The sequence below is a fragment of the Massilia pseudoviolaceinigra genome (assembly GCF_030846505.1).
GTDB lineage: Bacteria > Pseudomonadota > Gammaproteobacteria > Burkholderiales > Burkholderiaceae_D > Telluria_A > Telluria_A violaceinigra.
The window spans coordinates 25,810-47,090 of sequence record NZ_JAVCWL010000018.1 but is presented as its reverse complement, the minus strand read 5'-3'; the positions used below and the strand labels follow the sequence as shown (position 1 = coordinate 47,090).

General features: G+C 64.1%; 18 protein-coding genes. 9 read left to right on the top strand and 9 right to left on the bottom strand.

Features of this window, described 5'->3' with window-relative positions:
* Positions 1 to 28: 28 nt before the first annotated feature.
* The 8 genes from RBA40_RS18405 to aptA all read right to left on the bottom strand — a co-directional run bounded on the left by RBA40_RS18405 (position 29) and on the right by aptA (position 11,237).
* Positions 29 to 1,189 (bottom strand): zinc-dependent alcohol dehydrogenase, encoded by a 1,161-nt coding sequence (locus RBA40_RS18405; protein ID WP_306649224.1) that lies wholly within the window; start codon positions 1,187 to 1,189, stop codon positions 29 to 31.
* Between the two features lie 111 nt (positions 1,190 to 1,300).
* Positions 1,301 to 2,542: a Zn-dependent hydrolase gene (locus RBA40_RS18400; protein WP_306649223.1), complete on the bottom strand. Its 1,242-nt coding sequence runs from the start codon at positions 2,540 to 2,542 to the stop codon at positions 1,301 to 1,303.
* Positions 2,543 to 2,578: 36 nt separating this feature from the next.
* Entirely contained in the window at positions 2,579 to 3,970 is a 1,392-nt protein-coding gene (hydA, locus tag RBA40_RS18395) for a dihydropyrimidinase (RefSeq protein ID WP_306649222.1), read from the bottom strand.
* Positions 3,971 to 3,998: 28 nt separating this feature from the next.
* Positions 3,999 to 5,483, bottom strand: coding sequence for an NCS1 family nucleobase:cation symporter-1 (locus RBA40_RS18390; RefSeq protein WP_306649221.1), 1,485 nt, complete (start codon positions 5,481 to 5,483; stop codon positions 3,999 to 4,001).
* A gap of 89 nt (positions 5,484 to 5,572) precedes the next feature.
* Entirely contained in the window at positions 5,573 to 6,850 is a 1,278-nt protein-coding gene (preA, locus tag RBA40_RS18385; protein WP_306649220.1) for an NAD-dependent dihydropyrimidine dehydrogenase subunit PreA, read from the bottom strand.
* Positions 6,843 to 8,216 (bottom strand): NAD(P)-dependent oxidoreductase, encoded by a 1,374-nt coding sequence (locus RBA40_RS18380; protein ID WP_306649219.1) that lies wholly within the window; start codon positions 8,214 to 8,216, stop codon positions 6,843 to 6,845. Before RBA40_RS18380 ends, preA begins: the two co-directional genes overlap by 8 nt.
* A gap of 197 nt (positions 8,217 to 8,413) precedes the next feature.
* The gene (locus RBA40_RS18375) at positions 8,414 to 9,916 is read right to left on the bottom strand and encodes a CoA-acylating methylmalonate-semialdehyde dehydrogenase (RefSeq protein ID WP_099874520.1); all 1,503 of its coding nucleotides are present in this window, start codon (positions 9,914 to 9,916) and stop codon (positions 8,414 to 8,416) included.
* A gap of 4 nt (positions 9,917 to 9,920) precedes the next feature.
* Complete coding sequence (aptA, locus tag RBA40_RS18370; protein WP_306649218.1) at positions 9,921 to 11,237, bottom strand: omega-aminotransferase AptA; 1,317 nt, start codon at positions 11,235 to 11,237, stop codon at positions 9,921 to 9,923.
* A gap of 172 nt (positions 11,238 to 11,409) precedes the next feature.
* Between aptA and RBA40_RS18365 the strand changes: the two genes are divergently transcribed.
* From RBA40_RS18365 to RBA40_RS18345, 5 genes are all read left to right on the top strand, one after another.
* Positions 11,410 to 12,876, top strand: a complete 1,467-nt coding sequence (locus tag RBA40_RS18365) for an aminotransferase-like domain-containing protein (RefSeq protein WP_306649217.1) — start codon at positions 11,410 to 11,412, stop codon at positions 12,874 to 12,876.
* An 8-nt stretch (positions 12,877 to 12,884) separates the two neighbouring features.
* Positions 12,885 to 13,568 carry a TetR/AcrR family transcriptional regulator gene (locus tag RBA40_RS18360; protein WP_306649216.1) on the top strand — a complete coding sequence of 228 codons (684 nt, stop codon included), beginning with the start codon at positions 12,885 to 12,887 and terminating at the stop codon, positions 13,566 to 13,568.
* A gap of 43 nt (positions 13,569 to 13,611) precedes the next feature.
* The gene (locus tag RBA40_RS18355; RefSeq protein WP_306649215.1) at positions 13,612 to 14,301 is read left to right on the top strand and encodes an SIMPL domain-containing protein; all 690 of its coding nucleotides are present in this window, start codon (positions 13,612 to 13,614) and stop codon (positions 14,299 to 14,301) included.
* A gap of 130 nt (positions 14,302 to 14,431) precedes the next feature.
* A complete protein-coding gene (locus RBA40_RS18350) occupies positions 14,432 to 16,657 on the top strand; it encodes a zinc dependent phospholipase C family protein (protein WP_306649214.1) in 2,226 nt (741 codons plus the stop codon).
* Positions 16,654 to 17,943, top strand: coding sequence for a hypothetical protein (locus RBA40_RS18345; protein WP_306649213.1), 1,290 nt, complete (start codon positions 16,654 to 16,656; stop codon positions 17,941 to 17,943). Before RBA40_RS18350 ends, RBA40_RS18345 begins: the two co-directional genes overlap by 4 nt.
* Before the next feature lie 60 nt (positions 17,944 to 18,003).
* Here RBA40_RS18345 and RBA40_RS18340 read toward each other — a convergent pair whose 3' ends face one another.
* A complete protein-coding gene (locus RBA40_RS18340; RefSeq protein ID WP_306649212.1) occupies positions 18,004 to 18,465 on the bottom strand; it encodes a hypothetical protein in 462 nt (153 codons plus the stop codon).
* A 206-nt stretch (positions 18,466 to 18,671) separates the two neighbouring features.
* Between RBA40_RS18340 and RBA40_RS18335 the strand changes: the two genes are divergently transcribed.
* From RBA40_RS18335 to RBA40_RS18320, 4 genes are all read left to right on the top strand, one after another.
* Complete coding sequence (locus RBA40_RS18335; RefSeq protein ID WP_306649211.1) at positions 18,672 to 19,226, top strand: GNAT family N-acetyltransferase; 555 nt, start codon at positions 18,672 to 18,674, stop codon at positions 19,224 to 19,226.
* Positions 19,226 to 19,966, top strand: a complete 741-nt coding sequence (locus RBA40_RS18330) for a carbon-nitrogen hydrolase family protein (protein ID WP_306649210.1) — start codon at positions 19,226 to 19,228, stop codon at positions 19,964 to 19,966. The genes RBA40_RS18335 and RBA40_RS18330 overlap by 1 nt, the downstream gene beginning before the upstream one ends.
* Before the next feature lie 137 nt (positions 19,967 to 20,103).
* Complete coding sequence (locus tag RBA40_RS18325) at positions 20,104 to 20,385, top strand: hypothetical protein (protein ID WP_208640093.1); 282 nt, start codon at positions 20,104 to 20,106, stop codon at positions 20,383 to 20,385.
* 4 nt (positions 20,386 to 20,389) lie between these two features.
* Positions 20,390 to 21,280 carry a sensor histidine kinase gene (locus RBA40_RS18320; RefSeq protein WP_306649209.1) on the top strand — a complete coding sequence of 297 codons (891 nt, stop codon included), beginning with the start codon at positions 20,390 to 20,392 and terminating at the stop codon, positions 21,278 to 21,280.
* Position 21,281: the final 1 nt, after the last annotated feature.

Below are 21,281 nucleotides of genomic sequence, written 5' to 3'. Positions count from 1 at the left end.
TGGGTTCCCGCCTACGCGGGAACGACGATTAAGGCGTCAGTACCACCTTCCGGCAATCATCCTCTTTTTTATCGAACATCTTGTACCCCTCCGCCGCCTGCGAAAGATTCAGGCGATGCGAGATGATCGCATTCGGATGGAGCTTGCCTTCTTCGATGAACTTGAGCAGCTCCGGCATATGCTTCTGCACGTGCGTCTGGCCGGCCTTGATCCCGATCCCCTTCTCGAAGATATCGCCAAACAGGAAGCCGTGAATGAACCCGGCATACAAGCCAGGCACGCTCACCGTCCCGCCGCGCCGCACAGCCGCGATACACTGGCGCAGGGCCTTGCCGCTGCTGCCTTCGAGCTTCAGGTTGGTCATCACGGTTTCCACCGTACTGCCCTTGGCCTCGAAGCCGACCGCCTCCACCACGCCATCGACACCGCGCGCGTCGGTGTGATCGAGAATGAACTCCGCAGCGTCGCAGTCGTCGAAATTGATCGGAATGACACCATACGTCTTGCGCGCGAATTCAAGCCTGAACGCGTGATGGTCGACCATGAAAATCTTCTCGATTCCCAGCATGCGCGCACTGGCTGCCGCCATCTGCCCCACCGGCCCGGCACCAAAAATCGCCAGGCTGCCGCCCTTGCCCACGCCCGTATTGAGCACGGCCTGATAACCGGTCGGCAGAATATCACTCAAGAACAGCACCTGCTCATCGGCCAGCGTCAGGGGAATCTTGATCGGACCGACATTCGCCTTCGGCACCCGCACGTATTCAGCCTGCCCGCCCGGCACGCCGCCATACAAATGACTGAATCCGAACAACGCCGCGCCGGAACGCAGGCTTTTCTTGTTCATGATCGAACCACGATCTGGATTGGTGGTCTCGCATGCTGAATACAGATCCATGTCGCAGAAAAAGCAGCTGCCGCACGCGATCACGAACGGCACGACCACGCGGTCGCCCTTCTGCAGCTTGGTGACGTTGGGGCCCGTCTCGACGACTTCGCCCATGAATTCATGGCCCAGGATATCGCCGCTTTTCATCGCCGGGATCTTCCCGCGGTACATGTGCAGGTCCGATCCGCAGATGGCGGTGGCAGTCACTTTCAGGATGATGTCGTCCGGCTCCTGCAAAATCGGATCCGGAACGTTGTCAACCTTGACGTCGTTGCTGCCGTGATAGGTTAAAGCGCGCATGAACTGTCCTCCTCATGGAAAAGGACAGAGTAACAAGCAAACTCCTACGCACGAATCAGCAGAGTCCGTCCGTAACGGTAGGAGAACGCCGACGTGATTTCTCAACTGAAATTATGAGGACACGATTTTCGCGCGCTCCAGCATGGCATGCAGCAACACATTGCAGCCCGCTTCGAGGTGGTCGGACTTGGCATCCTCGATTTCATTGTGGCTGATGCCGTCCTTGCAGGGCACGAAAATCATCCCGGCGGGGGCCAGGCGGGCCGCGTAGATGGCGTCGTGGCCGGCGCCGGACACCACGTCCATCGTGGAGTATCCGAGTCTGGCGGTCGCCTCGCGCACCGCACCCACGCAGTCCGGATGGAACGGGCAAGGCGGATAGTACGACACGCGCTCGATCGAAATGGCCAGGCCGGAGTCGCTGCGGGTCTTGTCGATGAATGCCAGCATTTCTTCATGCATGGTATTGAGCAGTTCATCGTTCACGTTGCGCAGATCGATACTGAATTTGACCTCGCCGGGAATGACGTTGCGGCTGTTGGGGAACACCTGCACCATGCCGACCGTGCCACGGCCATACGGCGGATAGCGGTTCGCGATCTTCACCACCTCCTGCATGATGTGGGTAGAGACCTGCATCGCATCCTTGCGCAGGCCCATGGGCGTGGGGCCGGCATGCGCCTCCATGCCGGTGACCACGCAGTCGTACCACGACAGTCCCATCACCGCCGGCACCACGCCGATCACCTTGTCGGCATCTTCCAGCACCGGGCCTTGTTCGATATGAGTTTCAAAGTAGGCGCCGATGGGGTGCTGGCCGGGAACCTGCTCGCCCATGTATCCGATGCGCGCCAGTTCATCCTTGACGCTTTTGCCTTCGGTGTCCTTGGCGGCGTAGGCCGTCTCCAGGCTGAAGGCGCCGCAGAAGACGCCGGAGCCCATCATCACGGGCACGAAGCGCGAGCCTTCCTCGTTGGTCCAGAAGGCCACTTCGACAGGTGCTTCGGTAGTGACGCCCTGGTCATTGAGGGTACGCACGACTTCCAGACCGGCCAGCACGCCGTAATTGCCATCGAATTTGCCGCCGGTGGGCTGAGTGTCGATATGGCTGCCGGTCATGATCGGGGGCAGCGATGGGTTGCGCCCTTCGCGGCGCATGAAGACATTGCCGATCTGGTCGACCGTGATCGACATGCCAGCTTCCTTCGCCCAGCCGACGACGAGGTCGCGGCCCTGCTTGTCGAGGTCCGTCAAGGCGAGGCGTTTGACGCCGCCTTTTGGCGTGGCGCCGATTTTAGCCAGTTCCATCAGCGAGGCCCACAGGCGCTCGCCGTTAATGCGCAGATCGTTCATTGATCACTCCAAAAATTGAAGACATGCGAAGGGAGGTCAGGCATGGGTCTTGGTGAATGCAGGGCGATCCACATGCCGCCCGGCGCCCGACACCGCGCGCAGCTCGCCCCGGGCAAACACCACGTTCCCCGCATGCAGGGTATGCGAGGGAATACCTTTCACGGTGCGGCCTTCGAACACATTGAACCCGCCCTTGGCAAACTGCGTCTTGGCCGAAATGGTGCGCGTGCCTTCCGGGTCCCACACAACCAGGTCGGCATCCGCGCCCACCGCCACCACGCCCTTGCGTGGGTACATATTGAAAATCTGCGCCGCATTCGCGGACGTTACGCGCACAAATTCGGATGGCGTCAGCATCCCCGAATTGACACCAGCGTCCCACACCACCGACATGCGGTCCTCGACGCCGCCGCAGCCGTTCGGAATCTTGGTAAAGTCATCCTGTCCCGCCGCTTTCTGCTCGGCGCAGAAGGTGCAGTGGTCGGTCGCCGTCGTATGCAGGTTCCCGCCGCGCAGGCCCTGCCACAGCGCGGCCTGATGGTGCTTGCTGCGAAACGGTGGGCTCATCACGTGTCCGCGCGCGAATTCGAGATCCGCGCTCTGGTACACGCTGTCGTCGATCACCAGGTGTCCCGCCAGCGCCTCGCCGTACACGCGCTGGCCCTTGGCCCGCGCACGCGCAATCGCATCGAGCGACTCTGCGCATGACACGTGAACTATGTACACCGGCGTCCCCAGCACGTTGGCGATCGCAATGGCGCGGTTGGCGGCTTCCGCTTCCACCTCGGGAGGACGCGAGAGCGGATGCGCACTCGGACCGGTGATGCCTTTCCGGAGCAGGTCCTGCTGCAGCTGGAAAACCAGTTCGCCATTCTCGGCGTGCACGGTTGGAATCGCGCCCAGCTCCAGTGCGCGCGTGAAGCTGCGCACCAGCGTTTCGTCGTCCGCCATGATGGCGTTCTTGTACGCCATGAAGTGCTTGAAGCTGTTCACGCCATGATCGCGCACCAGCACACCCATTTCCTCGTGCACCTTGTCGCTCCACCAGGTGACCGCTACGTGAAAGGTATAGTCGCCTGCGGACTTCGCGGCCCAGCCGCGCCACGTGTGGTACGCCTCCAGCAAGGACTGCTGCGGATTGGGAATGACGAAGTCCATGATGGTCGTCGTGCCGCCTGCAAGGCCGGCGGCGGTCCCGGTAAAGAAGTCGTCGGCTGTGACGGTGCCCATGAACGGCAGCTGCATGTGCGTGTGAGTGTCGATCCCGCCCGGCATGACGTACTGGCCGCTGGCATCGATCACCGTCGAATTGGCGGGCGCGTCGAGCTTTTCGCCGATGGCGACGATCTTGTCGCCGTCGCTGAGTACATCGGCGCGAAACGCGCGGTCTGCATTGACGACCGTGCCGCCGCGGATAATCGTGGTCATAAGTCTCTCCTGTAAGGCAATCAGATACTCAGGTACGGGCCGCGGTGCTGAGGGTAGGCAGCGCCTTCCCCTTCATCATCACGCCGTACACCAGTGCGGAAATGGCGATCCCGACGAACCACGCATATGTATACAGTGTCTTGAACAGCGCGCCCACGTCCGGGAACGACGCCGGAAAGGCCGCATTCAGGAAGCCCGGGATATTCGGCGCCACGCCGAGAACGAAGGCGACAATCGCGGCCACGTTCCAGCCGTTCCCGTACGAGTAGACGCCATCATCGCGGTACAAGTCGGCGACATTGAGTTCAGTCTTGCGGATGAAGTAGTAATCGATGATCAGGATGCCGGCGATAGGTCCGAGCAGCGCCGAGTAGCCGATCAGCCAGGTGAAGATATAGCCTTCGGTCGATTCGAGGATCTTCCACGGCATCATCACCAGCGCGATGCCCGCCGTGATGTAGCCACCGGCGCGGTAGGTGATGTGTTTCGGCGCCAGCGACGAAAAGTCGTAGGCCGGTCCAACCAGGTTAGCGGCCAGGTTGACGCTGACGGTATCGACCAGCAGTACGATCAGCGCGATCAGCACGGCGATGCCGGTCATGCGGCTGGCCAGGTCCACCGGGTCCCAGATCGCCTTGCCGTACAAAACCACCGTGGCCGACGTCACAATCACGGCCAGCGCTGCCAGCAGCCCCATTGGCACCGGCAGGCCGACCGACTGGCCGATAATCTGGTCGCGCTGGGTCTTGGCGAAGCGCGTGAAGTCGGGGATGTTCAGCGCCAGCGTGGCCCAAAAACCCACCATGGCCGTGAGCGACGGCCAGAAGGTGCTCCAGAACTGGCCTGCTTTCTTGCCGCCTTCGACGAACTGCGACGGCTGTTCGAGCAGCGGGCCGAAACCGCCGGCTTTGTTGTAGACCCAGCCAAGCAGCACGAAGCAGATGAGGATCTTGAGCGGCGCGGTCCAGGTTTCGAGTTTGCGGATCGATTCCATGCCGTGAACGATGTAGTAGAACTGGATGGCCCAGAACGCGAGAAAACACAGGAGCTGCATGCCGTTGATGCCGAGACCCGCAATTTTGGCGCCGCCGATTTCGGCCCCCATCATCACGCCGAGCAGCGTGTAGATCATGCTGCCGCCGAACCAGGTCTGGATGCCGTACCAGCCGCAGGCGACGATGGCGCGCATCAAGGCAGGAATGCGGGCGCCCGTGGTGCCGAACGAGGCACGCGCCAGCACCGCGTAGGGAATGCCGTATTTGGTGCCCGCGTGCCCGATCAGCAGCATGGGCAGCAGCACGATGGCATTGGCAAGGAAGACCGTGAGCACCGCCTGGTAGCCGGACATGCCGCCCTCGATCAGGCTGGCCGACAGGGTATAGGCCGGAATGCACATCACCATGCCGACCCACAGGGCGGCGAAGTGATACCAGCGCCAGGTGCGCTGCGCGTCGGAGGTGGGCGCGAGGTCTTCGTTCCAGAGCTGCGTGTTGGCGGACAGGTCGTTGCTCACAGTGGGGTTCTCCTGAATGGTGACGCGACTTCGTCGTTCCCGCGCCAAGGCGGCACTCGGCGGGAACGACGGTTTTAAGGACAGTAGTGCTAACCAACTACCTCCGCCCTTGGATTGCGCGGATCCTGGGTCCAGTTCATATACGCCTTCCCGGTCGGCTGCGGCACCATCGTAATACATGCCTCCACCGGACAGGTAATCTCGCACAGATTACACCCAACGCACTCTGACTTGATCACTTCATACGTGCGTGTGCCCGCCGCGTCGATCAGCTGCGCAATCGACTGGTGCGACGTATCCTCGCACGCCACATAGCACTTGCCGCACTTGATGCACTTGTCCTGATCGATCTGCGCGATCACCTGATAGTTCATGTCCAGGTATTTCCAGTCCGTCGTATTCGGCACCGCCTTGCCCGAAAACTCCGCGATGCTCTTGTATCCCTTCTCGTCCATCCAGCGCGACAGGCCGTCCTTCATCTCCTCCACGATCCGGAAGCCGTGCAGCATCGCCGCCGTGCACACCTGCACCGAGCCGGCGCCCAAGGCGATGAATTCAGCCGCGTCGCGCCAGTTGCCGATGCCGCCGATGCCCGAAATCGGCAATCCGTGCGTCTCGGGATCGCGCGCGATCTCGGCCACCATGTTCAGCGCAATCGGCTTGACCGCCGCGCCGCAGTAGCCGCCGTGCGTACTGGCGTTGCCCACGATCGGCAGCGCCACCATGCGGTCCAGGTCCAGGTGGGTGATCGAATTGATCGTATTAATCAGCGACACGGCATCCGCCCCACCCGCCTTGGCCGCGCGCGCCGGCTTGCGCACGTCGGTGATGTTCGGCGTGAGCTTGACGATCACCGGCAGCTTCGAGTGCTTCTTGCACCAGCGCGTCACCATTTCCACATACTCGGGCACCTGCCCCACTGCCGCCCCCATGCCGCGCTCCGGCATGCCGTGCGGGCAGCCGAAATTGAGCTCGATGCCATCCGCGCCGGTCGCTTCGACCTTGGGCAGAATCTCGGCCCACAGCGCTTCCTCGCACGGCAGCATCAGCGACACGATCATCGCGCGGTCCGGCCAGTCCTTCTTCACCTGCGTGATCTCGCGCAGGTTGATCTCCAGCGAGCGGTCGGTAATGAGTTCGATGTTATTGAAGCCGATCACCTCTCGGTTCTTGCCATACAAGGCGGAGTAGCGCGACGACACGTTCACCGCGGCCGGGTCTTCGCCGAGCGTCTTCCAGACCACCCCGCCCCAACCCGCTTCGAAGGCGCGCACCACGTTGTAAGCCTTGTCGGTCGGTGGCGCGGAGGCCAGCCAGAACGGATTGGGGGACTTGATGCCGCAAAATTCGATGCTCAGGTCAGCCATGGGAAGCCTCCACCTTGAATTGGATGTCATTGTGAATGGCCATCGCCGCCAGCTTGCCATGCTGGACCGCCTGAACCGTCAAATCCTGCCCGGGTGCGATGCAATCGCCGCCCGCATAAATGCCAGCCAACGCCGTGCGGAACTGTGCGTCGACGTGAATCTTGTCGCCTTCGCGCGTGATCTGCTGCGCCATGTCGTCCGACAAGCCAACCGGGTCGATGCTCTGGCCGATGGCCTTGAACACGGCTTCGGCGGCGATCTCGATGAAGGCGCCGGTGCCGATCAGGCGGCCTTCGTCGAGACGGGTCTCTTCAAAGCGCATGCCGCGCACGCGGCCCGTTTCGTCGAGCAGCACTTCCAGAGGCGCCGCCCAGGTGCGGATGCGCACCATATTGGCCTTGGCGATATCCTGTTCGTGGTGCGTGGCGGTCATCGACTCGAAGCCGCGGCGGTACACCAGCGTCACGTCCTGCGCGCCAAGGCGCTTGAGCTGCACCGCCATGTCGATCGCCGTGTTGCCGGCGCCGATGACGATGGCGCGCTCCGGCACCGGCAGCGCCGTCAGGTCGCTGGCCTGGCGCAGGTCGGCGATGTAGTCGACCGCCGCCATCAGGCCTGGTGCGTTCTCGCCCGTCAAACCAAGCTGGCGGCTCGCGTTCAGGCCCAGGCCGAGGAACACGGCATCGTACTGGGCATGCAGTTCGTGCAGCTGCAGGTTCACGCCCAGCGTGCGGCCATGCTGCACTTCGATGCCGCCGATACTGAGCAGGAACTCCACCTCGCGTTGCGCGAAGTCGCCGGTCAGCTTGTACTTGGCGATGCCGTATTCATTCAGGCCGCCGGATTTTTCGCGCGCCTCATAGACGACGACGTCGTTGCCCAGCATGGCCAGGCGGTGCGCGCACGACAGGCCGGCCGGCCCCGCGCCGACCACCGCGATCTTCTTGCCGGTGCGTTCGGCGCGCTGGAAGGGATAGGCCTTGAAGGAAGCGTGATCGAGCGCGTGCCGCTGCAGCAGGCCGATTTTGACCGGCTGGCCTTCCTCGTCGTGATTGCGCACGCAGGCGTCTTCGCACAGGATCTCGGTGGGACACACGCGGGCGCAGCTGCCGCCCAGGATGTTCTGCTTGAGGATGCCCGCCGCCGCGCCGTTGATGTTCTTGTCGTGGATATTGCGGATAAAGCTGGCCACGTCGATCTCGGAGGGACAGATGCGGGTACACGGCGCGTCGTAACAGTACAGACAACGCGCGCTTTCGATGGCGGCCTGGCGCTCGGTCAGCGCCGGCGCGAGATCGGTGAACTGTTCGGCCAGTGCGCTGCTGGAGCCGGCCGCATGCGGCAGGTGCTTGAGAGATTCGATCATTTTACATCCCTGTTTTTATAATGTGTTCACCCACTTGGCGGAAGCGTCGACGCTAACCTCTTATCCGTCGCCCCCGCGCAGGCGGGGGCCCAAGTCAGCTTCGTAGCCACCGACTGATCACCGAACTTGGCCCCCCCGCCTGCGCGGGGGCGACGGCTTCTCAGCTAACCGTACGCATCACCCGCTAACAGGGCCTTCTACTTCATCTGTGGAAAAGCAAATTCCACGCCAGCACTCGCCGTATTCGGCCAGCGCTGCATCACTGCCTTGTGCCGCGTGTAGAACCGCACGCCTTCCGGACCGTACGCGTGGTGGTCGCCGAACATGCTGCGCTTCCATCCACCAAAACTGTTGAACGCCATCGGCACCGGCAACGGCACGTTCACGCCCACCATGCCGACCTGGATCTGGCGCACGAACTCGCGCGCCGTGCCACCGTCGCGCGTGTAGATCGCCACGCCGTTGCCGTATTCGTTGGCGTTGATCAGATTGACCGCCGTGGCCACGTCCGGCGCGCGCAGCACGCACAGCACCGGCCCGAAAATCTCCTCCTTGTAGATCGTCATATCTGGCGTCACGTGATCGAACAGCGTGCCGCCGACAAAAAAGCCCTTCTCGCGTTCCGGCACCTTGCAGTTGCGCCCATCGACCACCAGGGTCGCGCCCTGCTCCACACCCTCGCCGATCAGACGCTCGATGCGTTCCTTGGCGGCCGCGCTGACCACCGGCCCCATTTCGGCATCGGATGCCATGCCGTCCCGGATCTTGAGCGCGGCGGTGCGCTCGCCCAGTGCGCCAATGAGCTTGTCGCCGGCGTCACCCACCGCCACCACCACCGAAATGGCCATGCAGCGTTCGCCGGCCGAACCGAAGGCGGCCCCGATCAGGGCATCGGTCGCCATGTCCATGTCGGCGTCGGGCATGACCACCATGTGGTTCTTGGCCCCGCCCAGCGCCTGCACGCGCTTGCCGGCCGCGCTGCCGCGCGCATAGATATATTCGGCGATCGGGGTCGAGCCGACGAAGCTGATCGCCTGCACATCACGGTGGTCGAGCAGCGCGTCGACCGTGACTTTGTCGCCCTGGACCACGTTGAAAACGCCGTCCGGCAGCCCCGCTTCCTTGAGCAGACGCGCGTGCAGCAGCGACGCCGACGGATCGCGCTCGGATGGTTTCAACACGAAGGTATTGCCGCAGGCGATCGCCACCGGGAACATCCACATCGGCACCATCACCGGAAAGTTAAACGGCGTGATGCCCGCCACCACGCCGAGCGCCTGGCGCATCGACCAGGCATCGATGCCGCGCGAAATCTGGTCGGTGAACTCGCCCTTGAGCAGTTGCGGAATACCGACCGCGAATTCCACCATCTCGATGCCACGCGCCACTTCGCCCTGCGCGTCGGAAAACGTCTTGCCATGTTCGCGCGTGAGCATGGCCGCAAAATCGTCGGTATGCGCCTGGCATAGTTGCAGGTACTTGAACAGGACCCGCGCGCGCGTGAGCGGCGGCGTGGCGGACCATGACGGAAAGGCCGCGGCGGCCGCGGCGACGGCGGCATCCACATCGTCCGCGGTGCCCAGCGCCACCCGCGCGCATGGCTCGCCCATGGCAGGATTGAAGACATCGGCATAGCGGCCGCTGGCCGTATCGACTTTGGCGCCGTTGATGTAATGCGTGATGGTATCGAGATTGCTCATGAGCTCAGTCCAGGTTTTTGAGGATGGTTGCCAGCTTGCCGAACAACTCGTCGATGTGCTTCTTCTCGAGCACCAGCGGTGGCGACAGGGCGATGATGTCGCCCGTCGTGCGAATCAACACGCCGTCGGCAAACGCCTTTTTAAAGGCGCTGAACGCGCGCGCGCCGGGTTTGCCGTCGATCGGCGCGAGCTCGATGCCGGCCACCAGCCCGATCGTGCGGATATCGATCACGTGCGGCAGCCCCTTGAGCGAATGCACCGCGTCGGTCCAGTACTCCTGCACGGCCTTGGCGTTGTCGAGGATTTTCTGCTCCTCGAACACCTCCAGCGTGGCCAGCGCCGCGGCGCAGGCGAGCGGATGGCCCGAATAGGTGTAACCGTGGAACAGTTCAATACCGGCCGGACCATCCATGAAGGCGTCGTGGATATGCTGTTTGGTGAACACGGCGCCCATCGGCACCATGCCGTTGGTCAGGCCCTTGGCGCAGGTGACCATGTCCGGCTCGACGCCGAAGTAATCGAACGCGAACGGCGTGGTCAGGCGCCCGAAGCCGGTAATGACTTCATCGAAAATAAGCAGGATGCCGTGCTTGGTGCACAGTTCGCGCAGGCGCTTGAGGTAACCCTTGGGCGGAATCAGCACGCCGGTGGACCCGGCCACCGGTTCGACGATCACCGCGGCGATGGTCGATGCGTCGTGCAGCGCGACGATGCGTTCCAGTTCATCGGCCAGGTTGGCGCCGTGTTCCGGCTCGGCGCGCGAGTAGGCGTTCTTTTCCAGGTTGTGCGTGTGCGGCAGATGGTCGACGCCCGGCAGCAGCGGCCCGAAGGTGCGGCGGTTGCCGCCGATGCCGCCGACCGAAATGCCGCCGAAACCCACGCCGTGGTAACCCCGTTCGCGCCCGATCAGGCGCGTGCGCCCCGCTTCGCCGCGCGCGCGGTGGTAGGCCAGCGCCATCTTGAGCGCCGTGTCCACCGCTTCCGAACCGGAGTTGGTATAGAAAACGTGGCCGAAACGGCGGCCCGTGTAGTCCATCAGCTTTTCAGCCAGATCGAAAGCGGCCGGGTGGCCCATCTGGAAGGTGGGAGCGAAGTCGAGCTGGCCGACCATTTCGCGCACGGCGGCGACGATCTTCGGCTGCGCATGCCCGCAGGGCACGCACCACAGGCCGGCGGTGCCGTCGAGCACGGTGTTGCCGTCGACATCCTTGTAGTACATCCCTTCGGCCGACACCAGCAGGCGCGGGTTGGCCTTGAAGTCGCGATTATTCGTAAATGGCATCCAAAACGACGACATCGATTCTGGTCTGGACTCGTTCATGCGACTCTCCAAGAGTTTTTACAACTAAAAAAATTATTTACCAGTTGGCAAAATGATGATGCAATAATAGTCAGCAGATCAACTATGGCACATATACACAAATCGCAAAACCCGCCAACCGTATCGGTGGCGCAAACAATACAGTTTGCGGCAATGCACAAAGGAAATGTGGATGGATGACAGCGACGTTTTGCATGAGGAAGTGCCTCCTGGCAATTGCGGAGATGGCTGGCCGGTACTGGCGATCGAGCGCAGCAAGCGCGGCGGCCTGGTCGACCAGATCGTCGCGGCCATCACGCAGATGGTAAACCGGCGCGAACTGCGCGTGGGGACAAAGATGCCCTCGGTTCGACGCTTCGCAAAGTGTAATGGCGTGAGCACCTTCACGGTGGTCGAGTCGTACGACCGCCTGCTCACGCTTGGCCTGTTAAGTTCACGCCGCGGCTCGGGCTTTTTCGTCGCCCGCAGCGAGGCGGCCAGCGCGCCGCAGCAACTGGCGCTGCAAGCAACCCCCGCCGCCATCGACGCCCTCACCCCCGAACTGTATTCCGGCGTGTCGGACGCGCTGCCGGTCGGCGCGGGCTGGCTGCCGCCCGAATGGTATGGCGACGACACGGTGCTCGACGCGGTGCGCCACGCGATGAAAATTCCGGCCAGCCGCCTGCGCGGCTACGGCCATCCGCTCGGCTTCCCCACCCTGCGCCAGCACATGGCCGCCACCCTGGCCGACGATCTGTTCGCGGCCAGCCCGGACCAGATTTTGCTCACCCATGGCGCCACCCACGGGTTCGACCTGATCCTGCGCACGCTGACCAAGCCGGGCGACACGGTGTTTGTCGAAGACCCGGGCTACAGCAATCTGCTCTCCTTGATCCGCCATCACGGCTGCATTGCGGTCGGCATTGCGCGCGGGCCGGACGGACTGGATATGGAAGTCCTGATGGCGCAGGCGGCGACGCTCCAGCCCAAGCTCATGTTCGTCAACACCGTGCTGCAAAATCCGCTCGGCACCTCGCTTACCCAGGCGCAGGCGCACCGGCTGCTGCTTGCCGCCGAGCAGTTCGACTTCTGGCTGGTGGAAGACGACATCTACCGCGAGCTCGCCGCCGGCGGCGATGCTTCGCTGGCCGCCATGGACGGCTTGCGGCGCGTGATCCGGGTCGGCAGTTTTTCCAAGACCCTCTCGCCGGTGCTGCGGGTCGGCTCGATCTGCGCCTCGAATTCGCTCATTCCCGAACTGCTGCGCGTGAAAATGCTGACCGGGCTGACCACGTCCGAGATCAACGAGCGCGCCGTGTACCACGCCATCTCCGCGCGGCCCTACAAGCGCATGCTCGAACGCCTGACCGACCAGTTGCAGTCGGGCCGCGAACGCACCATCGAACGCCTGCGCGAGGCGGGCATGGAGCCGCTGGCGCGGCCGCGCGGCGGCATGTTCGTCAGCGCCGGCTGGCCGGAGGCACCCACGCCGGAGTTTAATGGCAAGGTGATTGCCGACCGCGCGCTACGCTCCGGCATTCTGCTCTCGCCTTACGAATTTTTCATGCTGCGCCCGTCCCCGAGCATCTGGTTTCGCTTCAACGTGGCGTATGCCGCCGATGCACCCCAGCTGGTTCAGTTCCTGCAATCGCAACGCTGAAAGTCACCATGGCCGCCACCAAGACCGTCACCGTAACGCGTAGCGCCGCCGTCAAGCGCCGCGTCCTCAATCGCGACAAGCTCGAAGCCGACATCGCCGACGTCGCCGTGCGCGTGTTCGCCGAATGCGGCTACGAAGGCACCTCGATCGCCACCATCGCCGAGCAGGCCGGCCTGTCGAAGCAGAACCTGATGTACTACTTTCCAACCAAGCAGGCGCTGTACGAACGCGTGCTCGATGGCGTGCTCGATGACTGGCTGGCGCGCATGGCCACGCTGGGCGACCCGAGCCAGGAACCGCGCGATGTGCTGCGCGCCTACATTCAGGCCAAGCTGCGTTTTTCGCGCGAACAGCCGTGGGCCTCGCGCGTGTATGCGATGGAAGTGATCAGCGGCGCGCAGCTGTACGGCCCGCAGATCCAGAGCCGCGTGGTGCCGCTGCTGCGCAAGGATATCGAGGTGTTCGAGCGCTGGATCGGCGAAGGCCGCATCGGACCGATCAACGCCACCCACCTGCTGTTCGCCATCTGGGCGATGACGCAATCGTATGCCGATTTTTCGGCGCAGATGGCGCTGGTGCTAAATCGTAAACAGCTCTCGCGCAAGGATTTCGACGACGCCGAGGCCATGATCACCCATATGGTGCTGTCGGCGGTGGCCATCGCGGACCCGCGCGCCAGCGCTCGCGTATGATTGCTGCCCCGGACAAACCTCCTGAAAGCATAACGACACCATCATGGATTCCTATATCGAAGTAACCGGCCAGTCCTCGCTGGTCGAACAAGTGACGACGTACCGTGCCGACCTGTCGCTGTCGGTGCGCGCGGCGCATGCCGATACCGCCAACAGCGAAGCCGGCGCACTGCGCGACGATTGCATTCGCGTTCTCAAAAGCTCGGGGATCGCGCCCGACGAAATGAGCGAGGGCGGCAACGCCATCTGGCAACCGTGGTTCTGGAAGAAAAGCAAACCGGGCCAGGAACGCGCATTCAAGATTCTGATTACGTGTTCGGAAGCGAAACGCCTGTACACCGCGCTCGACGCGCTGCAACCGATTTTCGAGCACCAGCGCTACACCCTGAGCGTGTCCATGCTTAAGCCGCAATTCGAAGCGTCCGACGCCGAGCGCGCGCATGCCCACGCGGCGGCACTGGCCGATGCGCGCGGCAAGGCGCAGCTCATTGCATCGGAATCTGGTGTCAGGCTGTCGTTCATTTCGCAGGTCGAGGAGTTAGGGGCGGCGGTTGGGCGTTCCGGCGCCTACGGCGATGAAGACTGGGGCGGCATGTACGCGGCCGGTGCGGCCTCGATGGGCGATGGCGAGCCGGTCCACGTCGAACTCGAAGGCGCGAAACGCATCAGCAAAATACGCTATCGCGTGCGCTTCGGCATTATTGCTGCCGAGACTGGCAAGCCCGCCGCTTAAGGCAATCTCATCAATTGCGCCGCCCTTGCGATGCCACAGGGCGGCGCGCTTGCGCAGGTCTACCGTTACAAATGCAGACGACCAACCAGCCCGCTGGTTCCGACCGACGACCGCATTTGTGGAGGGCATCATGCCCGGACCGTATATACACATCAGCGCCATGCGCGCGACCGCCCAGGCGCTCGCGCGCGGCAATTTCCAACCCGCCGCCAGCGCGCGCATCAAGCCCGAATGGACGGGCGCGGACACCGCCGAACTGGCGCGCATCATGCAGCGCCATCCCAACTTCGCCAGCCTGGGCGCCATCGGCCCGGACCTGTTTTTCTTCCTTCCCGATTTTCGCGACCAGGGACCGTTTCCGCTATCGAGCGCCCTGATCGGGGTGCTGCGCGTGCTCGAAGGGCTGTACGACGCGCTCGATCCCTACATCGAAAAGTATGAACGCTATCTGGGGCCGATCACCGAAAACGCCGCCGAAGAACTGAGCCGCCTGACCGGCGGCCTGTCCGAGAGCGTCGGCAATATCGCGGGCGAACTGTCCGGCATTTTGATCACGGCGCTGGAAAACTTCGTCGTCACGCGCCTGGACCTGTTCGAGTTCTTTTCGCTGGGCCTGAACAAGGGTTTCGACGAACAGGCTTTCCTGTGGTCGGACATGCTGCACTACCGCCGCACCGGCCAGTTCGCGCGCGAATTGTGGAACCAGGCGGCCAGATTCGAGTCTCAAGACCAGCAGGACAAGGCGCGCGCCTACGCGCTCGGCTACATGACGCACGTCGGCACCGACGTCACCGGCCATGCGCTGGTGAACGCCATTTCCGGCGGGCCGTTTCGCCTGCACTGGCAGCGCCACCACCTGGTGGAGAACCACATGGATGCCTTCCGCTACCTGCGCGACGGCACCGGGCCGGCGCGCGGCGGCCAGTACCCGCAGCTGACCGAATCGGCGCTGTACTTCGACATCGCCTTCCGCGAAAACGATGGCGCCGGCGTGGCGCGCCCCACCTACCCGAGCGGCAATACGCTGCGCGAAAACTGGACCCGGCGCCGCCTGCTCGACATCGATTCGGAGCTGGCCGATCCCATCGCCAAACTGCTGTACGAGACCATCACCGCGGTCTATTACAAGGATGGCGCGCATCCGCGCATCCTGCGCGAGGACGACGGCAAGCCGGGCGAGGACCTGATCGCATCCTCCTACCGCCTGCTGTTCACGTTCCTCAAGATGACCACCGTGGACGGCTTCGCGCACGAACCGCCGCCACCGCCCGAGCTGTTCCCGAACCTGCAGTTCCCCACCTTTAACGATCCGCAGGCCAGCGCCCCCGGCGCCGGCGACGACGACAGCAGCTGGTGGGACGACCTGCTCGACTTCATCCTCTCCATCGTCAAGATACTGCTGTATATCGTACAGGTGGCGGTGTACCTGGCAACCCTGCCATGGGCGATCCTGGCCGATATCGCCACCTACCCGCTGCGCCTGGGCCTGTATTACGCGCTCGAACTGCCGCTGTTCCACCTGCTCAAATCGTTCCGCGCCGTGCTGGTCATGTCCGGCTACCTGCTGCCAATGGACGATGAAATCACGGTCGGGCTGATCACGGTCGGCATGCCCGATGCGCAAGCCTTTGCCGGGGTACTGAACGACGTCGGCAACGTGCTGCCGGGCTTCGACACGCCGGTACTGGACCTGACGCCCTTCCGCGACCGGCTCTACCCGCGCCTGCATGCGGAGGACGACTTCAAGCACCCGTGGCAGTATCCGGCGGACCGGGGCGTCGAACTGGCGGCCACCTTCGCCGGGCCGCACCCGCGCCGCGCCAACCCGGATGTGCTGTTCCAGAACGTGGGACCGGACCCGGAGATCCGCGACGCGCTCGAAAGCGCGGCCACGCCGCAGGCGGCCGACGCGGTCGGCCCGATCCTGCGCGCGAACCGCCACCTGGGCGACGCGGTCGGCTTTTCGAGTTATCTGATCTGGCTCAATTCGCGCCAGAACCCGCAGCCGGGCGGCGCGCCCGTGCCGCTGGTCGACTGGAACCTGGATGCAGACCGCGGCTACGGCTACCACACCTTGGACTTCGCGCGCAATCTCACCGCCCCCGGCGTGGACGATCCCGAAGGCTACAAGTTCCAGCCGCCGTGCACCTGGCCGTCGCAGGCAGACCCGCCCTATGACGAGAAGTACGACCCGTCGGTGCCGTTGAATATCTATTTTCTCCATGCGGGGGTGCGCAATCCCGGCTGCGGCGTGGACGTGGGCACCGGCATCCTGGCGGCACTGGCGCGCGGCGCCGTGCATGACGCGGACAGCGACAACGGCGGTGACAACAACAGCGAGAAGGGGACATCATGAAACCATCCGACCAAGAGCGCGCCTGCGCCTGCACGTGCCACGCACCGGGAGCGCCACACGGCCCCTGCCGGCAGTGCCGCTGCGGCCACGACCCGTGCCAGCGGCCGCGCGGGCCGGTCTGCCCGCCGCCGCCGCGCTGCCCGTTTCCCGGCACGGTGGAACTGCCGCAAGCCGATGACCCGCCCGTGGTCAAGACCGCGCCGCAGCGGCCGGAAAGTGTCAACCGTCCGCCCCAAGGCAGCCCCGCTGAAATTCCCTGGTTCCGCGGCCAGCTGCAGGGCATTCTCAAGGACGGCCCGACCTTCGGTCCGCGCAAGGATGAATTCCTGCCGTTCCTGATGATCCGCGCCAATGGCGGCGACAACGGCGCGCGTCCGCTGAACGGCGTGTTCTGGGAGTCGCCCGATATCTATGTGGTGCCCAACCAGGAAGCGGCCAGCGCGCCGGTGCAGCCAGCCACGGTGGGCGGCATTGCGCGCGCCAACGCGCCCAACACCTTGTATGCGCACGTCTGGAACCTGGGCAAGGCGCCGGCGCTGCGGGTGCGCGTGGAATTCTATTGGTTCGATCCCACGCTGGGCATTTCGCGCGCCGAAGCGAACTTCATCGGCGCCACCTGGGTCGACCTCGGCAACCGCTTCAACAACGGCACCGAATGGCGGGTTGTGAATGGTCCGGATGGCCGCTACCTGAGCCACGGCTGCCACGCCATCGTCAAGTGCCCGCAAAGCTGGGTGCCGGCCTTTGTCAACGGCGGCCATGAATGCCTGGTGGTGCGGGTGCATGAACCGATTCTCGACGCTGTCTCGCCCGACCAGTTCTCGGCACCGGCCGACCGTCATATCGGGCAGCGCAATATCGCCGTCATTCCCTCGTCCTCGCCGGCGGCGGTCGACTTGGCGCTGAACCTGGGCTACGTGGCCAACCCGGGGCCGGCCCGCATCGAGACGAGTTTGGACGCGCCGGACAGCATGGACTGGCTCAAGCTCTACACCGGCCTGGCCGATCCCGGCCTGCGCACGCCCGCCAACCCGGTGGCCTATGGCCTGCTCCCCGCAACCGTGGGCCAGGCGCGCAGGCAACGATTGAGCGATATTCCGTTCGAGGCGCGCCGCAAGCTGCTGCTGCCGGCCGAGGACGTGCTGCGCGGATGCGACCGGCAAGCGATCCCTTTCCACGCCAGCATCGCCGACATCAAGCGCGGCGAAGCGCAGGTACTGCGCGTGCGCCAGAGGATCGGAGGAGAAATCGTTGGGGGATATACGGTGGTGCTGATCGGACGATGACTGCGCCCCGCACCGCCAATAACGATGCGGGGCGCGGCCAGCGCTGGCACGTGCGGCCGGTCAGCGGACCGGCGGCACCGTGGGCTTCTTGTCGGTGGTCGAGGTGCCGGTGGCCGCGCCGGTGCTGTCCATGCCGCGGTTACCGGACGTGCCGGTGACGGGCGGATTGCTGCTGCCGGTGCTGCCGCTGGTGCCGGACGAGCCGCGCATTTCAGTGCCGGTGGTACCGGTCATGTCCGCATCGCGCGCCGGGTTGGTATTGGCACTGGTGCTGCTGTTCGTCGTGTCGCGCGGATCGGTGATCACATCGCGCTCTTCCTGCGATTTGTCGCGGTTCTGGGGCGGTTTGATGCCGCTACGAGGCTGACGGTCCGGATTGGCCAAGACGGCGCCGTCGCGCGTGTTGGTCCCGGTCGCATTCGTGCCGCTGTTGCCACTGGTAGCATTGCCGCTCTGGCTTTGTGCCCATGCTGCGCCGCCGACCATGAGAGCGACGAGGGAAATCGCGAGTTTGGTTTTCATGCCTGCTTCCTGAAGATAGATAACGAACAGCTATTCTTGCACCGTAAGCCATCCGGAGGGGTAGGAGGATACCTTGGGTGGGCGTGGGATGATGTCGTGCTATTTTTGTCAAGCGGAAACAAGCGGTGCCTTGGGACGACAGCCGGCACACCCGATTTGCGGCATTGGTGTATTCTTGCCAATTACCCATCATGCCGAACCGTCCCATGCCAGAAATTGCTCCCGTCACACTACAAACCGAACGCCTGACGCTGCGTTTTCTGCACGCCAGCGATACACAAGCGCTGTACACGATCCACTCCGACCCGGTAGTGATGCGCTACTTCAGCGGCACCGCCTGGACCGATCCGGCGCAGGGCGACGCGGTCATTGCGCGCGCGCTGGACGGTTACAGCAGCGGCGGCAGCATGGAGCTCGCTCTCGTCCTGCGCGAGACGGGCAAGCTGATTGGCACCATCAAGCCGCACGCCTTCCACGCACAGAACCGCCGCTGCGAAATCGGCTACGCGCTGGCCAGCGCCCACTGGGGCCAGGGTTATCTGAGCGAAGCGATGCGCGCCACCCTCGACTACCTGTTCAAGGAAATGAACATGAACCGCATCGAAGCCGATATCGACCCGCGCAACCTGGCGTCGGCCAAGCTGCTCGAGCGCATGGGCTTTCAAAAAGAGGGCTACATGCCGGAGCGCTGGATCGTCAACGGCGAAATCTGCGACACCGTGTTCTATGGCCTGCTGCGGCGCGGCTGGGAGAACAGCTGATGGCCGGCCTGCGTTATGCGGCCGCGCAATCGGCGTCGGTGCCGCTCGATATCGCGGCCAACGTCAAGCGTCACCTCGCCTTTATCGACACCGCCAGCGAGGCGGGCGTGCAGCTGCTGGTGTTCCCCGAACTGTCGCTGAGCGGCTATGAGCTGCCGGGCATGGCCGCCTGCGCACTCAAGGCCGACGATGAGCGGCTTGCGCCGCTGCGCGAGCGTGCCGCCAGCGCCAACATGACGGTGGTGGTGGGCGCGCCGCTGGCCAATGCCGGCGCGCTGCCCGGCATCGGCGCGATCACCTTTCATCCGGACGGACGCAGCTCGGTCTACCGCAAGCACTTCCTGCATGCGGGTGAAGAGCAGCACGTCACGGCCGGCAGCGCGATCAGCCAGCTGCACGATGTGCGCGGCACGAAGGTCGCGCTGGCGATTTGCGCCGACACCGGCCAGCAGCAGCACGCGCACGCCGCCGCGGTGGCCGGCGCCGAGCTGTATGCGGCCGGCTCGTTGATCTCCGCGGGCGGGTACGACAAGGACACCGGCCAGCTGGCCGGCTACGCAAAGCTGTTCGGGATGGGGGTCTTGATGGCCAATTACGCGCACGCCTCGGGCGGATACGACAGCGCCGGCCGCAGCGCCATCTGGGCCTCAGGCGGCGAGCTGGTGATCGCCGCGCCGGGACCAGGCGAGATGCTGGTGATAGCGGATGACACCGGCGGCAGGATCGTCGCGCTGGCGTGAAGCGTTGCCCCGCCGGCCGTTTATCGCCTCTCCAAACCGGTCACCACCCAATTTACGCACTTCATCGGACAGCGGTAGAGCAATCGCGCGGCACTTGCTACAGTCTCTCCATCGACAACCCTCCCCTGGAGAAGCAAATGACCAACCCTGCATTCACCTCTTTTTTCGCCAGCATGGAAGACCTCGGCCGCACGCTGGGGAAGGTAGCCCGCTACGCCGTGAGCGCCATCGCCACCATGTCCTGGCCCACCCTGCTGCTCAGCGCCGTCGGCCTGGCCATGCTGCTGACCATCGTGCCGGTGGTGCTGACGCTGTTTGTGTTGCTCATGATCATTAAGCTGGTGACCGGCTACGTCAGCGACCGCGCCACCCGCGGCCCGGCCACGCCCTACACGCCCGTGAAGACAGAAGGCGAATAACAGCGTGAAGGCAAGCCAGTTGAACAAGGTGATGGATTTCCTGCGCGATTCCCTCGCGCAAGCCACGGTGCTATGGTGGAGCTTCTTCGACTGGCTTGCATTGGTGGAATGGCGGCAACTGTTCATCACCTGGTTTCTCGCCATGGCGTTCGGGCTGGCGCTGACCCTGCCCGAACCGGCGATATGGTACGTGATCCTGTCGTACGCCGTGAAAGTACTGGCCGGGGGCAAGCGCAAGGCGGAACTGATCGCCAGGGAAGCGACCGAGGAAGCCAAGGTCGCCGTGCTCGAACGGCGCCTGCTCGAAGCGCAGATGGCGACCCTGCAGGCGCAGGTCGAGCCGCACTTCCTGTTCAATACCCTTGCGCTCATCGGCCAGCTGATCGAAACCGATCCGCCGCAGGCCGCGCGCATCCACATGCACCTGATCGAATACCTGCGCTCCACCCTGCCGCAGATGCGCGCGCCCGGCGGCGGCACGCTGGGGCGCCAGGTCCAGCTCTCGCGCGCCTACCTGGCCATCATGCAGGCGCGCATGAAGGAGCGGCTGACCGTCAGTTTCGACGTGCCCGCGCAGCTGGAGCACATGCCTTTTCCGCCGATGATGCTGCAGATCCTGATCGAGAACGCCATCAAGCACGGCCTGGAACCGAAGATCGAAGGTGGCCGCATCGATGTCGGCGCGCGCCTGGTGGGCGACGCCTTGCATGTCGATGTGCGCGACAATGGCGTCGGCTTTAACATGCACGCGGGCGACGGCGTGGGCCTGGCGAATATCCGCGAGCGCCTGCTGCTGCTGTTCGGGTCGCGCGCGGAGCTGGTGATCGAAATGCCGGTCGAAGGCGGCGCGCTGGCGTCGCTGCGCGTTCCCCATTCTTCTCACGAGACCAACTGAA

Excerpts from the sequence above, each read along its gene's own strand:
- RBA40_RS18405 (WP_306649224.1), bottom strand. The coding sequence starts at position 1,189 with ATGCGCGCTTTAACCTATCACGGCAGCAACGACGTCAAGGTTGACAAC.
- RBA40_RS18400 (WP_306649223.1), bottom strand. The coding sequence starts at position 2,542 with ATGAACGATCTGCGCATTAACGGCGAGCGCCTGTGGGCCTCGCTGATG.
- hydA (WP_306649222.1), bottom strand. The coding sequence starts at position 3,970 with ATGACCACGATTATCCGCGGCGGCACGGTCGTCAATGCAGACCGCGCG.
- preA (WP_306649220.1), bottom strand. The coding sequence starts at position 6,850 with ATGGCTGACCTGAGCATCGAATTTTGCGGCATCAAGTCCCCCAATCCG.
- RBA40_RS18380 (WP_306649219.1), bottom strand. The coding sequence starts at position 8,216 with ATGATCGAATCTCTCAAGCACCTGCCGCATGCGGCCGGCTCCAGCAGC.
- RBA40_RS18375 (WP_099874520.1), bottom strand. The coding sequence starts at position 9,916 with ATGAGCAATCTCGATACCATCACGCATTACATCAACGGCGCCAAAGTC.
- aptA (WP_306649218.1), bottom strand. The coding sequence starts at position 11,237 with ATGAACGAGTCCAGACCAGAATCGATGTCGTCGTTTTGGATGCCATTT.
- RBA40_RS18365 (WP_306649217.1), top strand. The coding sequence starts at position 11,410 with ATGGATGACAGCGACGTTTTGCATGAGGAAGTGCCTCCTGGCAATTGC.
- RBA40_RS18360 (WP_306649216.1), top strand. The coding sequence starts at position 12,885 with ATGGCCGCCACCAAGACCGTCACCGTAACGCGTAGCGCCGCCGTCAAG.
- RBA40_RS18355 (WP_306649215.1), top strand. The coding sequence starts at position 13,612 with ATGGATTCCTATATCGAAGTAACCGGCCAGTCCTCGCTGGTCGAACAA.
- RBA40_RS18350 (WP_306649214.1), top strand. The coding sequence starts at position 14,432 with ATGCCCGGACCGTATATACACATCAGCGCCATGCGCGCGACCGCCCAG.
- RBA40_RS18345 (WP_306649213.1), top strand. The coding sequence starts at position 16,654 with ATGAAACCATCCGACCAAGAGCGCGCCTGCGCCTGCACGTGCCACGCA.
- RBA40_RS18340 (WP_306649212.1), bottom strand. The coding sequence starts at position 18,465 with ATGAAAACCAAACTCGCGATTTCCCTCGTCGCTCTCATGGTCGGCGGC.
- RBA40_RS18335 (WP_306649211.1), top strand. The coding sequence starts at position 18,672 with ATGCCAGAAATTGCTCCCGTCACACTACAAACCGAACGCCTGACGCTG.
- RBA40_RS18330 (WP_306649210.1), top strand. The coding sequence starts at position 19,226 with ATGGCCGGCCTGCGTTATGCGGCCGCGCAATCGGCGTCGGTGCCGCTC.
- RBA40_RS18325 (WP_208640093.1), top strand. The coding sequence starts at position 20,104 with ATGACCAACCCTGCATTCACCTCTTTTTTCGCCAGCATGGAAGACCTC.